This is a genomic window from Stenotrophomonas sp. GbtcB23 (assembly GCF_019091045.1).
GTDB classification, from domain to species: domain Bacteria; phylum Pseudomonadota; class Gammaproteobacteria; order Xanthomonadales; family Xanthomonadaceae; genus Stenotrophomonas; species Stenotrophomonas rhizophila_A.
In genome coordinates this window covers 1-13,991 of record NZ_JAGXKC010000029.1, presented here as the reverse complement: position 1 = coordinate 13,991, position 13,991 = coordinate 1, and the positions used below count along the sequence as shown (strand labels likewise).

Genomic DNA, 13,991 nt, shown 5'->3' with positions numbered 1-13,991 from the left:
TCCACCGCGCGCAGCGCGGCCCAAGCATCCGAAGGCATTACAACGCCGCCCCCGGCACCGGGACCGGCGTTTGGATCCGCCGAAGCCGCAGATCAGGCGTCCAGTTCTTCCCACCGCGCGTAGGCCGCATCCAGCTCAGCCTGCACCGCCCCCAGCTTCTGGGTGTGTGCGGCCATGTCCGGCGCGCTGCGCTGGTAGAACGCGGGATCGTTCATCGCGGCGGTCAGGCCTTCGACATCCTTTTCCAGCGTTTCGATCTTCAACGGCAGCTGCTCCAGCTCGCGCGCGTCCTTGTAGCTGAGCTTGCGCTTGGGCGCGGCCGGTTCGGCGCTGGCCGCCGGCGCCGGTGCCGCTGCGGGACGCGGTCCGGCAACCGCTGCCGGTGCTGCTGCAGCCGCCGCTTCCACGCGTGCCGCATGCCGCTGCCAGTCGGTGTAGCCACCCACGTACTCGCCGACCACGCCATCGCCTTCCATCACCATCGTGGAGGTCACCACGTTGTCGAGGAAGTCGCGGTCATGGCTGACCAGCAGCAGCGTGCCGGTGTAATCACCAAGCAGCTCTTCGAGCAGCTCCAGCGTTTCCACGTCGAGATCGTTGGTCGGTTCGTCCATCACCAGCAGGTTGGAGGGCTGCGCGAACAGCTTGGCCAGCAGCAGCCGGTTGCGCTCGCCACCGGACAGCCGGGTGATCGGCGCGCGCGCACGCTCGGGCGTGAACAGGAAATCCTGCAGGTACGCATGCACGTGCTTGCGTTTGCCGTTGACCTCGAGGAAATCGCGGCCTTCGGCCACGTTCTCGATCGCGGTCCAGTCCTCGCGCAGCACCGAACGGTACTGGTCGAAATACGCGATCTGCAGGTTGGTGCCGGCGCGCACTTCGCCGCTGTCCGGCGCCAGGTCGCCCAGCAGCAGCTTGAGCAGCGTGGTCTTGCCGCTGCCGTTGGGACCGATCAGGCCGATCCGGTCGCCGCGCAGGATGGTGGTGCTGAAATCCTTGACCATCACCCGCTCGCCGAACGCGAACGAAATGTCCTTGACGTCGATGACCTTCTTGCCGGAATTCTCCGCCTGCGACGCTTCCATGCGCACGTTGCCGCCGAGTTCACGGCGCTGCGAACGCTCGCTGCGCATCGCCTTCAGGCGGCGCACGCGGCCTTCGTCGCGGGTGCGGCGGGCCTTGATGCCCTGGCGGATCCAGACTTCTTCCTGTGCCAGCATCTTGTCGAAGCGCGCGTTTTCCTGTGCCTGCGCGTTCAAGCGCTCTTCGCGGCGGCGTTCGTAGTTGGCCCAGTCGCCCGGCCAACTGGTGACCTGGCCGCGATCGATCTCGACGATGCGGGTGGCCAGCGCACGCAGGAAGCGACGGTCATGGGTGACGAACACCACGCTGCCGTTCCAGTTTTTGAGGAACATTTCCAGCCAGTCGATGGCTTCGATGTCCAGGTGGTTGGTCGGTTCGTCCAGCAGCAGCAGGTCCGGCGCGGACACCAGCGCGCGGCCGAGCAGCACGCGGCGCTTCATGCCGCCGGACAAGCGCGCGAATTCGGCATCGCCGTCCAGGTCGAGCTTGGTCAGCGTTTCGCTCACACGCTGGTCCAGTCCCCAGCCGTTGGCGGCATCGATCTTGGCCTGCACCGCCGACAGCGCATCGCCATCGAACTCGTCGGCCACGCTGAGGTGGTGGAATTCGGCCAGCCACTGGCCCAGCTCGCCCAGGCCATCGGCGACCACGTCGAACACGCTGCCGGCCGCGCCGTGCGGCACTTCCTGCTCCAGCCGGGTGATGCGCACCCCCTGCTGCACGCGCACTTCTCCGTCGTCGGGCTTGTGGTCGCCGGACAGCAGCTTGAGCAGGGTGGATTTGCCGGCGCCGTTGCGGCCGATCAGGGCGATGCGTTCGCCCGGCTCGATCGACAGTTCGGCTTTTTCCAGCAACAGCGGGCCGCCGACGCTGAAGTCGACGTTTTGCAGAGTAATCAGAGGCATCCCGCCATTGTACGGGCTGGCGGCCTGCGGCGTCGCTCAGCCGGACGCAAAAGCGGATGCCGGCAGTCCCAGCAGTGCGGTCAGTTCCGCCGGCACCCGCTTGCCCGGGTGGCGCACCACCCACAGCTGACGCGACAGGGGCGGCAGCGGGGTCTGCAGGACCCGCAGGCTGCCCAGCGCGACCAGGTCGGCCACCGCGTGCCGCGACAGGCAGGCCAGGCCCAGCCCCGCCGCCGCCGCCTGCTTGATTGCCTCGGTGCTGCCCAGCTGCATGGCGCGCCCGAAGTGGTGCAGGTGCGGCAGCAGGGCCTGTTCAACCGCCTCGCGGGTGCCCGAACCGGGCTCGCGCAGCAGCCAGCGCGCCGCGGCCAGTGACGCGACATCCACCGCATTCGGCAACGGCGAGGCGGCCGCCGCCACGATGACCAGGGCATCGCGCTGCCAGGGCAGCACCTCCAGGCCGCTTTCGTGGCACGGTCCTTCGATCACGCCCAGGTCGACCTCCAACCGCTGCACCGCCGCCACCACGTCGGCGCTGTTGCCGATCCGCAGGTCCACCTGGGCCTGCGGATTGGCCGCCAGCAACGAAGCCACCCGGGTCGGCAGCAGGTAATTGCCGATGGTGGTGCTCGCGCCTATCCGCAACTGCAGGGCCAGTGTGCCAGCCGCGTGCGACTGCCCTGCCCCGGCCTGCTGTTCCAGCTCCCTCGCCGCCACCAGCAGCGCGCGGGCCGGGTCCAGCAGCGCGCGCCCGGTGGCGTTGAGCACCAGCCGGCGCCCGATCCGGTCAAACAACGGTGCGGGAAGCTGCCCCTCCAGTTCGTTGAGCGCGGCGCTGGTCGCCGACTGCGACAGCTGGAGCTGGGCGCCTGCCGCTGCGGTGGATCCGGCATCGGCCACGCTCACGAAAACCTGCCATTGGCGCAGCGTCAGACGCATCGTGGCGTAACCTTCTTTATAGGTTGATTTTACACAAACAATGCGTTTTACCAATTGATTGGTCAAGGGCACGCTGTAGCCCTGTTTCGACGAGAGCGAACCGTGACCACTTCAATGGCGAGCGCCCCCACCCCGGGTGCATTCCAACGCTGGCGCAGCCGGCTGCCCGGCCTGCTGCTGACCGCCATCCTTGCGGCGGCGGGCATCGGCCTGTCCTCCGTGCCATGGCTGCAGGCGCACGGCATCAGTGCACTCACCCTGGCCATCGTGCTGGGCATCGCACTGGGCAACACCGTGTACCCGCACCTGGCGGCATCGTCGGCGGACGGTGTGGGCTTCGCCAAGCACTGGCTGCTGCGCGCCGGCATCGTCCTGTACGGCATGCGCCTGACCTTCCAGGACATCGGCCAGGTCGGCGCAGGCGGCGTGCTGATGGACGCACTGGTACTGACCAGCACCTTCGGGCTGGCGTGGTGGGCCGGCACCCGCTGGCTGGGGATCGACCGCGATACCGCGATGCTGATCGGCGCCGGCAGCGCCATCTGCGGAGCGGCCGCGGTGATGGCCGCGGCGCCGGTGGTACGCGGCCGCGCCGAACAGGCCACCGTGGCGGTGTCGACCGTGGTGGTGTTCGGCACGCTGGCAATGTTCCTGTATCCGGCGCTGTACCAGCTGAACCTGGAACACGCCTGGCTGTCGCTGGGTGAACAGGCCTATGGGGTGTTCACCGGCTCGACGGTGCATGAAGTGGCCCAGGTGGTGGCGGCCGGGCGCGCGGTCAGCGAAGGCGCCGCCGATACCGCCGTGATCGCCAAGATGGTGCGCGTGATGATGCTGGCCCCGTTCCTGGTGGCGCTGTCGCTGCTGCTGGCCCGCGGCCATGCGACGCAGCCCGGCACGGCGCGGGCCAGGATCGTGGTGCCCTGGTTTGCGTTCGGTTTCGTGGCGGTGGCGGGCATCAACTCGCTGCACCTGCTGCCGCCCGCCGTGGTCGGCGCGGCCATCGACCTGGATACCGTGCTGCTGGCCATGGCGATGGCCGCGCTGGGCCTGACCACCCACGTGTCCGCCCTGCGCCGGGCGGGGCCGAAGCCACTGCTGCTGGCGCTGCTGCTGTTTGCATGGCTGCTCGTTGGTGGGTTGGGGATCAACCTGGCGGTTCACTGGCTGATCGGCTGAGCGGGTAGAATGTGGCATGAACGAATTCTCCGAACTGCCCCTGTCGGCCTCGCTGGCGGCGGGCATCGACGCGCTGGGCTATACCCAGATGACTCCCGTGCAGGCGCAGGCGCTGCCCGCCATCCTCGCCCGTCGCGACCTGATCGCCCAGGCGCCCACCGGCAGCGGCAAGACCGCCGCCTTCGGACTGGGGCTGCTGCAGGCGCTGGACCCGGCGGTGATCCGCGCGCAGGCGCTGGTGCTGTGCCCCACCCGCGAACTGGCCGACCAGGTCGGCAAGCAGATCCGCAAGCTGGCCACCGGCATTCCCAACCTCAAGCTGGTGGTGCTGACCGGCGGCATGCCGCTGGCGCCGCAGCTGGCGTCGCTGGAAGCGCACGACCCGCACGTGGTGGTCGGCACGCCCGGCCGCATCCAGGAACTGGGCCGCAAGCGCGCGCTGAAGCTTGGCGGGGTGACCACGCTGGTGCTGGACGAAGCCGACCGCATGCTCGACATGGGCTTTGAAGAACCGATCCGCGAAATCGCCGGGCGCACCAGCAAGGACCGCCAGACGCTGCTGTTCTCGGCCACGTACCCCGACGAAATCCGCGAGATCGCGCGCGTGCTGCTGCGCGATCCGGTGGAAGTGACCGTGGAAGGCGCCGACCACGCCCCGGCAATCCGCCACCTGTTCTGCGAAGTGGACCTGGCCAGCAAGCAGAAGGCGCTGGCCGGCCTGCTGCTGAAGTACACGCCGGAATCGACCGTGGTGTTCTGCAACACCCGCCGCGACGTGGATGACGTGGCCGTATCGCTGCAGCAGTTCGGCTTCTCCGCGTTGCCGCTGCATGGCGAAATGGAACAGCGCGACCGTGACGAAGTGCTGGTGCGCTTCGCCAACCGCAGCTGCAACGTGCTGGTGGCCAGCGACGTGGCCGCGCGCGGGCTGGACGTGCAGGACCTGGCGGCGGTGATCAATTACGAGCTGCCCACCGACATTGAAACCTACGAACACCGCGTGGGCCGCACCGGCCGCGCCGGCGCCACCGGGCTGGCGATCAGCCTGGTGACCCACCGCGAGCGCAACCGCGCCGATGCGCTGGAAGCGGCGCAGGGCAAGCCGCTGGACTGGCAGAAGACCCCGCTGGCCACCGCACGCCCGGCGGTACTGCCGCAGGCGGCGATGGAAACGCTGCGCATCGACGGCGGCAAGACCGACAAGCTGCGTCCCGGCGACATCCTGGGTGCATTGACCGGCGATGCCGGGCTGTCGGCCAAGGTGATCGGCAAGATCGACATCTACGCCACCCGTTCCTACGTGGCGATCGCCCGCGAACACGTGGGCAAGGCCATCGCCCGCCTGGAAGCGGGCAAGATCAAGGGCCGGCGTTTCCGCGTGCGGAAGATGTAATCAGTACACCAGGTTCGCGACCAGCGGCACATCGCTGGTCCAGCGTTCGCGGCCGCCGAGGCCAGCCAGTTCGACCAGCACGGCGGCGCCGAGCACCTCGACCTGCAGCTGCCTGGCCAGCGACAGCGCGGCCAGCAGCGTGCCGCCGGTGGCGAGCACGTCGTCCACCACCAGCACGCGCGCGCCCGGCGGCAATGCATCGGCATGCACTTCGATGCTGTCGGTGCGGTATTCCAGCGTGTAGTCCTGTTTCAGCGTGCGGCCGGGCAGCTTGCCCGGCTTGCGCACGGGCACGAAGCCCACGCCCAGTACGCGGGCCATCGCCGCGCCGAGGATGAAGCCGCGCGACTCGATGCCCATCACCGCATCCAGCCGTGCCTCGCGCCACGGCGCGACCATCGCATCGATGGCGGCGGCGAAATCATCGCCATCGGCCAGCAGCGGCATGATGTCCTTGAACAGGATGCCCGGCTTGGGGAAATCAGCGACGTCGCGCAGGCGGGCGGCCCAGGCGGGCGTGGCGGGAAGATCGGTCATGGCGGGAGACAACGAATGGGTGGCATAGGGTAACCCGGCCTCATGAACTGCAGGACAGCGTCGAGCAGCCGGCCTTGTTGCGCGCCCACTCCGGCCGCTTGGCCGCGTAGTGTTCACGCCCGGGCTGGACCTCATACGGACGACGCAGCACTTCCTGCAGCGTGTGCACGCCACTGAGGTCGCCCTGCCCCGCCAGCTCGATGGCTTCCTGCGCCAGCCAGTTGCGCAGCACGTACAGCGGATTGGCTGCGGCCATGCGCTCCCGGCGCTGCACGGGGTCGAGGGCGTCCGCCTGCAGCCTGGCCACATACCGCTGCAACCACTGCTGGAGCGCAGGCAGCACGGCCTCACGTCGTGCCTCGCTGTAGAACGCCTCTTCCAGTACGGCGAGCCGGGGCGCCTGCGGATCGAGGTCGATCAGGCCACGGAACGCGAGCGTCATGTCCATCTCGCCGTCGTGCAGGAGGGTCAGCCAATCGGCCATCAATGCCAGGTCCGCGTCCTGGCACTCGGCAAGGCCCAGCTTGGCGGCAATGTCGTTGCGCTCGCAGCGCGCATGCACGGCCTGGAAACGCGCCAGTCCTTCGTGCAGCGGGGCCACGTCCTCGAACAGCGGCGCCAGCGCTTGCGCCAGCCGGGTCAGGTTCCAGTACGCCACCTGCGGCTGGGTGCCGAAGCGGTAACGGCGGCCCTGCGCATCGGTGGTGTTGGGCGTCCAGTCCGGATCGTAGTCGTCCACCCAGCCATATGGGCCGTAATCGATGGTGAGGCCGAGGATGGACAGGTTGTCGGTGTTCATCACCCCATGCACGAAGCCGACCCGCATCCAGTGCGCTACCAGCACCGCCGTGCGCTCGCAGACCTGCGCGAACCAGGCGGCATACGGCTGCTCGCCCCCAGCGGCCAGTTCGGGAAAATCGCGCGCGATGCACAGGTCGACCAGCTGCCGCAGCAACGTCACCTCACCGCGCGACGCGGGCAGCTCGAAGCTGCCAAAGCGCAGGAACGAGGGCGCCACCCGGCACACCACCGCACCCGGTTCCGCTTCGGGATGGCCGTCGTAGAACATGTCGCGCACCACGCTGTCACCCGTGGCAACCAGGCTGAGCGCACGCGTCGTCGGCACGCCAAGGTGATGCATCGCTTCGCTGCAGAGAAATTCGCGGATCGACGAGCGCAGCACGGCACGGCCGTCGGCGCCGCGCGAATACGGTGTGCGCCCTGCCCCCTTCAGCTGCAGCTCCCAGCGTGCACCCTCCGGCGCCAGCAGCTCGCCCAGTGAAATGGCGCGACCGTCGCCGAGCTGGCCGGCCCAGTGCCCGAACTGATGCCCGCCATAGTTGGCGGCCCAGGGCTGCATGCCGTCATACAGGGCGTTGCCGCCGAACACGCGGGCAAAATCCGGGCTGTCCAGCAGATCCCGGCCCAGACCCAACCGCTCCGCGAGTTCAGGCGAGTACGCCAGCAGCGTGGGCGCGGCTACCGGCGTGGGCATCACCGCCGACCACGCCGCGCCGCGCACCTCGCGCACGCGGGGGCCGGTTTCGTCGTCGCCGGGCAGGTCGCGGATGAATCGGTTGTCGAAGCGCAGCGGTTCAGTGCTCATCACGACAAGGTGGGGGCACCGGCACGCCCCCGCAAGCTCAGGCCGCGCCCGCGCTCAGGTCGAGCGGGCCACCGCGCTCCACGGCACGCTGGAACGCGGGGCGCTGTGCGATCCGGGCGAGGTATGCCTGCAGCTTGGGGTAGCGCTCCATGCTGCCGGCGCGCGAGGCCGCGGCCTGGATCGGGAAGCTCATCTGGATGTCGGCGGCGGTGAAGCGCTCACCCGCGAACCAGGGCGAGCTGGCCAGTTCGCGCTCCATCCAGTCCAGGTGCAGCTTCAGCTGCGGGCCTACGAAACCCTTCATCACCTTGTCGGCGATTCCGCGCGCGATCGGTTTGGCGAAGAACGGCATCGGTGCCTTGCGTACCCGCGCGAACACCAGGCTCATCAGCAATGGCGGCATCGCCGAACCTTCGGCGTAATGCATCCAGTAGCGATAGCGCACGCGCTCGGCGGCCTGCGCCGGCATCGGCTCGGGCGACAGCTGGCGGCCACTGTCGTAGCGGTCAGCGAGGTATTCCAGGATCGCGCCGGATTCGGCCAGGACCAGGGCGTCGTCCTGCAGCACGGGCGATTTGCCCAGCGGATGGATGTCGCGCAGCGCCTGCGGGGCCAGCCAGGTTTTCGGGTCACGCTGGTAGGTAACCAGCTGGTACGGCAGGTTCAGCTCTTCAAGCATCCACAGCACGCGCTGTGAGCGCGAGTGGTCCAGATGGTGCACCTTGATCATCGGCAGGTCCGCAGGGGGGCAAACGCCCATGCTACCCGCAATAAAAAACGCCGGAAGCTTTCGCTTCCGGCGTTCTTGGCACCTTGCGGTGGCAGGAGCCTATTAGGCGGCCTGCACCTGGTCAGCCTGCATGCCCTTCTGGCCCTGCACGGCGACGAAGGTCACCTTCTGGCCTTCCTGCAGCGACTTGAAGCCGGTGCCCTGGATGGCACGGAAGTGCACGAACAGGTCCGGGCCGCTTTCCGGGGTGATGAAGCCGAAGCCCTTGGCATCGTTGAACCACTTGACGGTACCGCTCTGACGATCAGACATGTAACTAACTCCTGAAACATAAGTTGAAATAATCGCGACCACCGGATTTCCGGAGCCGAGACTGAGTTGCAGGCGTTGGTAAAGCGGATCGATGAGCGGATCGTGAGATCAACCGCATCAGGCCACGATTCACGGTGACCCTAGCAAACACAGTGTGGGGGACGATACGCGTCTTTTACCCAAAAAGCGATAGCTGGGTTATTCAGCCACCTCCCCCCTCCCGCCTGACAGGACAAGGGATTGGGGAATGCTACACGAATTCCGACACCCTATTCATGTATTTTCCGCCTTAATTGCAGCCAAACGGCAGGCCCAGCGGCCCTAAAGGTTCAGCCCGCTGCTGAACTGTCTGGACTCGCCGGTCAGCGGGTCCTCGAACGCGAGGGCCTTCGCCAGCAGTTGAAGCACAGGTGCAGCAGCGCCCGGCCCGGCCGGGTTCAGTTCCGGATACAGGTCATCCCCGCAGATCGGCGCCCCAAGCGCGGCCATATGCACGCGCAGCTGGTGCTTGCGGCCGGTCTCCGGATGCAGGCGATAGCGCCAGAACGGGCCCGCCGCGTCGATCACCTCGACCCGCGTCCGCGCATTCGGCTCGCCCGGGGCCTCGGTCATGCGGAAGAACGGCTCGCCCGGCACCAGCCGGCTGTGCCGCTCCAGCGGGAACGCCCGCCCGGGCAGTCCCGGCGCAATGGCCTCATAGGTCTTTACGATGCGCCGCTCCCGGAACAGCCGCTGGTATGCATCGCGCGTCTCAGTGCATGTAGAGAAAAGCACCAGACCGGCCGTCAATCGGTCCAATCGATGCAATGGCACCAGGTCGGGATTGCCGGTCCGGGCCACCAGCCGCGCCAGCAGGGTCTGCTGCACGTACCCGCCGGCCGGGGTCACCGGCAGAAAGTGCGGCTTGTCGGCCACCAGCAGGTGCGCGTCGACATGCACGATGGCCTCCTGGTGCGGAATCACCGGCTCGTCCGCCACCTCACGGAAGTAGTGGATCTCCAGCCCCACCTGCCAGGGGTGGTCGGCCGCCAGCGCCCTGCCCTGCGCATCGCGCACCCGGCCCCGCGCGAACCGGTCCTGCCATTGGGTACGGTCGATGCGCGGGAACCGCGCACACAGCCCATCCAGCAGGCAGCGCCAGTCGCCCGGGGGCAACTGCAGGCGGCTGGCGGCAACGTGGCCGGTAATCGGATCGGACGGGTGCATACCCCACGCATTATCATGGCGCTCTTTGTTTACGGTACCCCCATGGCCCTCACCGCCACCATCCGCAAGGCCCAACTGCAGATCAGCGACATGGATCGTGGCTACTACGCCACCCATAACCTGACCCTGGCCCAGCACCCGTCGGAAACCGATGAGCGCCTGATGGTGCGCATGCTGACCTTTGCCCTGAACGCCGACGAACGGCTGGAATTCGGCCGCGGACTGAGCGTGGACGACGAGCCGGACCTGTGGCGCCGGGACTACACCGGCGACATCGAGCTGTGGATCGATCTGGGCCAACCGGACGAATCCCGCCTGCGCAAGGCCAGTGGGCGTGCCCGCGCGGTGCAGCTGGTGATGTACGGCAGCAGCAACCTCACCGACACCTGGTGGAAGCGCAACAGCGCGGCGTTGAACAAGCTGGCGTCGCTGGAGGTCATGGACCTGCCGGGCGACCTCGTCACCGAGCTTGGCGAGCAGATCGAGCGCACCATGCGCTGGGACGTGATGATCCAGGACGGCGAAGTGCGGCTGATCTCGGACACGAAGGAATTGACCTTCACCCCGACCTGGCGCAAGCAGAAGCCGCAGGCCTGATCCAGCGCCGATGAGTACGATCCGCTGCGATGTCCTGGTGATCGGTGCCGGCGCTGCCGGGCTGATGTGCGCGCTTACCGCCGGCCGGCGCGGGCGCATGGTGCAGGTGATCGACCATGCCAACAAGGTCGGCAAGAAGATCCTGATGTCCGGCGGTGGCCGCTGCAACTTCACCAACACCGGCACCGCCCCGGCCAACTTCCTGTCGGCCAACCCGCACTTCTGCAAGTCCGCGCTGGCGCGCTACACGCCATGGGACTTCATCGACATGGTCGAGCGGCACGGCATCGCCTACCACGAGAAGGAGCTGGGCCAGCTGTTCTGCGACATCTCGTCCAAGCAGATCGTGCGCATGCTGGTGGACGAATGCACGGCCGCCGGCGCGCAGATCCGGACCGACTGCGCGGTGGAGAAGGTCGAGCGCGGTGCGGACGGCTTCCACGTGCAGACCGCGCAGGGCCGCTTCCATGCCGCCTCGCTGGTGGTCGCCACCGGCGGCCTGTCCATCCCCAGCCTGGGGGCCACCGGCTTCGGCTATGAACTGGCCCGCCAGTTCGGCCACGAGGTGCTGCCGACCCGCGCCGGGCTGGTGCCGCTGACCCTGAGCGGCAAGCACCAGGAGCGCTTCCATGACCTGAGCGGGGTGGCGCTGCCGATCGCGGCGCGCTGCAACGACGTGGAGTTCCGCAACTCGATGCTGATCACCCATCGCGGCATCAGCGGCCCGGCGATCCTGCAGATCTCCTCGTTCTGGCAACCGGGCGACGACCTGCGCCTGGACCTGCTTCCGGGACAGGATGCCGAAGACTGGCTGCGCACCATGAAACGCGACCGGGGCGCGGCCGAGCTGCGCACGGTATTGTCCGAGGTGCTGCCGCGCCGGTTGGCGCTGCGCCTGTGCGAACACTGGCTGCCGGACCGTCCGGTGCGCCAGATCGACGAGCGCGAGCTGCGCCAGGCCGCCGCGCTGCTGCAGGATTTCCCACTGGTGGCCAGCGGCACCGAAGGGTACCGTACCGCGGAGGTCACGCTGGGGGGCGTGGACACCCGCAAGGTGTCGTCCAGCACGTTCGAGTCGCAGCTGGTGCCGGGTCTCCATTTCGTCGGCGAAGTACTGGATGTCACCGGCTGGCTGGGGGGATACAACTTCCAGTGGGCCTGGGCCAGCGGCCATGCCGCCGGCCAGGTCGTGTAGCGGCCCTTTCATTCCGTGATCGGCGCCCGCCGCCGGCATGGACGAAGTCACATGCATCGTGTATCAAGTTTGCAGTCCGGGGAGTAGTGAATGCAGAACGCGAATGACATCACCGTCCGCCTGCTGATCGTGGATGACAGCGGCGAGAACGCCGAAACCATCGTCAGCATGCTGCGCAACAGCGGCATTGCCGTGCGCCCGGCGCGCCCGCAGAACGTCGAGGAGCTGGGCCAGATCATCGGCGGCCAGCCGATCGACCTGGTGCTGGCCGCGCCCGCGCAGAGCATCCCGCTGCTGCAGGTGACCCAGCAGATCGCGGCCAGCGGCAAGGACATTCCGATGATCCTGCTGGCCGAGACCATCAACGAAACCGAATGGGTGGAAGCCAGTGCCAACGGCATCCGCGCGGTGGCCCTGCGCAGCCGCCCCGAGCACCTGCTGGCGGTGGTGCGCAACGAGTGGACCGACCTGCACGCGCGCCGTGGCCTGCGCCGCATCGAGGCGCAGATGCGCGAGACCGAGCGCCGCTGCGACGCGCTGATCTCCTCCTCGCGCGACCCGATTGCCTACGTCCACGAAGGCATGCACATCCGCGCCAACGAGGCGTACCTGGAGATGTTCGGGTTCGAATCGTTCGACGACGTGGAAGGCATTTCGCTGCTGGACATGGTCGCCCCGCAGCACGTGGACGGCTTCAAGCAGCTGCTCAAGTCGTTGAGCAAGGGCGAAGCGCCGCCGCCGCAGTACCAGGTGGATGCGCGCAACCAGGACGGGGCGGTGTTCGCCGCCACGATGGAATTCACCCCGGCCACCTATGAAGGCGAAAGCTGCCTGCAGGTGGTGTTCCGCCGCCGCATGGAATTCGACCCGGAGCTGGCCCGCGAGGTGGAGGACCTGCGCCAGCGCGACCAGGTCACCGGCCTGCTCAACCGCCAGACCTTCATGCTGCACGTGGAAAACGCGGTGGCCCAGGCCGGCCGCAGCGAGGGCCGGTTCGGGCTGCTGCTGATCGAACCGGATCACTACGCGCGCCTGCTGCCGGACATCGGGCTGGACTCGGCCGATGCCCTGATCGCAGCGCTGGCGCGGGTGCTGGCCGACACCGTCGGCGACACCGCGCAGCTGGCCCGCTTCGGCGAGCACAGCCTGGCGGTGCTGACCGAAGGTGCGTTCGCCCAGACCGAGGCACTGGCGGACCGGATCCGCGAGGCGTTCGCGGCGCAGGTGTTCAGCATCGGCGAGCGTTCGGCCACGGTCACGGTCAGCATCGGCGGTGTGCAGGTCGGCGAGAAGATCGCGAGCATCGGCCAGGTGCTGGCGCGCGCCACCGAATGCCAGCAGGCCGCATCGGAGCTGGGCAACACCAGCCGGATCTTCGATCCGGCGGCAGTGGACCGCGTGGAAGAAGAACGCATCCAGCGCTGGGTGGCCCGGATCAACGAGGCGCTGGCCGGCGACGGCTTCCAGCTGCATTACCAGCCGGTGCTCAACCTGGGCGGCGAACCGCTGGAGCTGTACGAAGCGTACCTGCGCCTGGACAACAACGGCGAGCTGCTCAGCCCGACCGCTTTCCTGGGCATTGCCGAGGAACACGGGCTGCTGGCGGACATCAACCGCTGGGTGGTGGCGCATGCGATCAGCGTGCTGGGCGAGCGCGAGCGCGCCGGCTATGCCACGCACATGATGGTGAAGATCACGCCGGAGTCGTTCAACGACCCGCAGATGGTGGCCACCATCCGCCGCGAGCTGCAGGCGCACGGCGTACCGGGCGAGCGGCTGTGGCTGCATGCACCGGAAGCGAAGGTGTTCACCCACCTGCGCAACGCGCAGCAGTTCCTGGCCGACGTGGCACCGCTGGGCTGCCGGATCGGCTTGGAGCAGTTCGGCTCGGGCCTGGATTCGTTCCAGCTGCTGGCACACTTCCAGCCCCAGTTCCTCAAGCTGGACCGCGACTTCACCAGCGACTTCGCCCGCACCCGCGAGAACAGCGAGAAGATCGCCGAAATCACCACGCGCGCGCAGGAAGCCAACATCCGCACCATCGCCGAGTTCGTCGCCGACAACGGCTCGATGAGTCTGTTGTTCAGCGCAGGCGTTGATTATGTGCAGGGCGAGTTCGTGGGGCCGGCTGCGCCAGTGATGAATTTTGAGTTTGGGTGAGTAGTGCCGTAAATCAAAACCGGCGGCCTGCGGTTTCACTGTTTTGGGCCGGCGGGTGTGGGTTTGCGGGACACGCCGTGAACCTGTGGTGGTCAAGTTTTTCTGGACACTCTCAAGGGGCGTTCAGGCCACCTGCGCTTCGTGGAGCG

Annotated in this window: 12 protein-coding genes; 5 read left to right on the top strand and 7 right to left on the bottom strand. The window is 67.8% G+C overall.

Annotated elements, in window-relative coordinates:
- Positions 1 to 92 precede the first annotated feature (92 nt).
- Positions 93 to 1,988 (bottom strand): ATP-binding cassette domain-containing protein, encoded by a 1,896-nt coding sequence (locus KVS69_RS12775; RefSeq protein ID WP_217538363.1) that lies wholly within the window; start codon positions 1,986 to 1,988, stop codon positions 93 to 95.
- A gap of 36 nt (positions 1,989 to 2,024) precedes the next feature.
- The gene (locus KVS69_RS12770; RefSeq protein ID WP_217538361.1) at positions 2,025 to 2,927 is read right to left on the bottom strand and encodes a LysR family transcriptional regulator; all 903 of its coding nucleotides are present in this window, start codon (positions 2,925 to 2,927) and stop codon (positions 2,025 to 2,027) included.
- Positions 2,928 to 3,041: 114 nt separating this feature from the next.
- Between KVS69_RS12770 and KVS69_RS12765 the strand changes: the two genes are divergently transcribed.
- Together KVS69_RS12765 and dbpA are read left to right on the top strand one after the other, a co-directional pair.
- A complete protein-coding gene (locus KVS69_RS12765) occupies positions 3,042 to 4,106 on the top strand; it encodes a YeiH family protein (protein ID WP_217538359.1) in 1,065 nt (354 codons plus the stop codon).
- Between the two features lie 16 nt (positions 4,107 to 4,122).
- Complete coding sequence (gene dbpA / locus KVS69_RS12760; protein WP_068851234.1) at positions 4,123 to 5,499, top strand: ATP-dependent RNA helicase DbpA; 1,377 nt, start codon at positions 4,123 to 4,125, stop codon at positions 5,497 to 5,499.
- Here dbpA and KVS69_RS12755 read toward each other — a convergent pair whose 3' ends face one another.
- The 5 genes from KVS69_RS12755 to KVS69_RS12735 all read right to left on the bottom strand — a co-directional run bounded on the left by KVS69_RS12755 (position 5,500) and on the right by KVS69_RS12735 (position 9,890).
- Positions 5,500 to 6,036: an adenine phosphoribosyltransferase gene (locus KVS69_RS12755; protein WP_217538358.1), complete on the bottom strand. Its 537-nt coding sequence runs from the start codon at positions 6,034 to 6,036 to the stop codon at positions 5,500 to 5,502.
- 40 nt (positions 6,037 to 6,076) lie between these two features.
- Positions 6,077 to 7,642, bottom strand: coding sequence for a YdiU family protein (locus KVS69_RS12750; RefSeq protein WP_217538356.1), 1,566 nt, complete (start codon positions 7,640 to 7,642; stop codon positions 6,077 to 6,079).
- 37 nt (positions 7,643 to 7,679) lie between these two features.
- On the bottom strand, positions 7,680 to 8,372 hold the full coding sequence (locus KVS69_RS12745; RefSeq protein WP_217538354.1) for a glutathione S-transferase: 693 nt from the start codon (positions 8,370 to 8,372) through the stop codon (positions 7,680 to 7,682).
- Between the two features lie 102 nt (positions 8,373 to 8,474).
- Entirely contained in the window at positions 8,475 to 8,684 is a 210-nt protein-coding gene (locus KVS69_RS12740; RefSeq protein ID WP_068851222.1) for a cold-shock protein, read from the bottom strand.
- A gap of 321 nt (positions 8,685 to 9,005) precedes the next feature.
- Positions 9,006 to 9,890, bottom strand: a complete 885-nt coding sequence (locus KVS69_RS12735) for a pseudouridine synthase (protein ID WP_217538352.1) — start codon at positions 9,888 to 9,890, stop codon at positions 9,006 to 9,008.
- Between the two features lie 42 nt (positions 9,891 to 9,932).
- Here KVS69_RS12735 and KVS69_RS12730 point away from each other — a divergent pair, with 42 nt between their 5' ends.
- The 3 genes from KVS69_RS12730 (at position 9,933) to KVS69_RS12720 (ending at position 13,842) form a co-directional block, all read left to right on the top strand.
- Positions 9,933 to 10,487 carry a YaeQ family protein gene (locus KVS69_RS12730; RefSeq protein WP_184123933.1) on the top strand — a complete coding sequence of 185 codons (555 nt, stop codon included), beginning with the start codon at positions 9,933 to 9,935 and terminating at the stop codon, positions 10,485 to 10,487.
- Positions 10,488 to 10,497: 10 nt separating this feature from the next.
- On the top strand, positions 10,498 to 11,682 hold the full coding sequence (locus KVS69_RS12725; protein ID WP_217538350.1) for an NAD(P)/FAD-dependent oxidoreductase: 1,185 nt from the start codon (positions 10,498 to 10,500) through the stop codon (positions 11,680 to 11,682).
- A gap of 90 nt (positions 11,683 to 11,772) precedes the next feature.
- Positions 11,773 to 13,842: an EAL domain-containing protein gene (locus KVS69_RS12720; RefSeq protein WP_217538348.1), complete on the top strand. Its 2,070-nt coding sequence runs from the start codon at positions 11,773 to 11,775 to the stop codon at positions 13,840 to 13,842.
- Positions 13,843 to 13,991 lie beyond the last annotated feature (149 nt).

Coding starts and splice junctions, on each gene's coding strand:
- KVS69_RS12775 (WP_217538363.1), bottom strand. CDS start 1,988: ATGCCTCTGATTACTCTGCAAAACGTCGACTTCAGCGTCGGCGGCCCG.
- KVS69_RS12770 (WP_217538361.1), bottom strand. CDS start 2,927: ATGCGTCTGACGCTGCGCCAATGGCAGGTTTTCGTGAGCGTGGCCGAT.
- KVS69_RS12765 (WP_217538359.1), top strand. CDS start 3,042: ATGGCGAGCGCCCCCACCCCGGGTGCATTCCAACGCTGGCGCAGCCGG.
- dbpA (WP_068851234.1), top strand. CDS start 4,123: ATGAACGAATTCTCCGAACTGCCCCTGTCGGCCTCGCTGGCGGCGGGC.
- KVS69_RS12755 (WP_217538358.1), bottom strand. CDS start 6,036: ATGACCGATCTTCCCGCCACGCCCGCCTGGGCCGCCCGCCTGCGCGAC.
- KVS69_RS12750 (WP_217538356.1), bottom strand. CDS start 7,642: ATGAGCACTGAACCGCTGCGCTTCGACAACCGATTCATCCGCGACCTG.
- KVS69_RS12745 (WP_217538354.1), bottom strand. CDS start 8,372: ATGATCAAGGTGCACCATCTGGACCACTCGCGCTCACAGCGCGTGCTG.
- KVS69_RS12740 (WP_068851222.1), bottom strand. CDS start 8,684: ATGTCTGATCGTCAGAGCGGTACCGTCAAGTGGTTCAACGATGCCAAG.
- KVS69_RS12735 (WP_217538352.1), bottom strand. CDS start 9,890: ATGCACCCGTCCGATCCGATTACCGGCCACGTTGCCGCCAGCCGCCTG.
- KVS69_RS12730 (WP_184123933.1), top strand. CDS start 9,933: ATGGCCCTCACCGCCACCATCCGCAAGGCCCAACTGCAGATCAGCGAC.
- KVS69_RS12725 (WP_217538350.1), top strand. CDS start 10,498: ATGAGTACGATCCGCTGCGATGTCCTGGTGATCGGTGCCGGCGCTGCC.
- KVS69_RS12720 (WP_217538348.1), top strand. CDS start 11,773: ATGCAGAACGCGAATGACATCACCGTCCGCCTGCTGATCGTGGATGAC.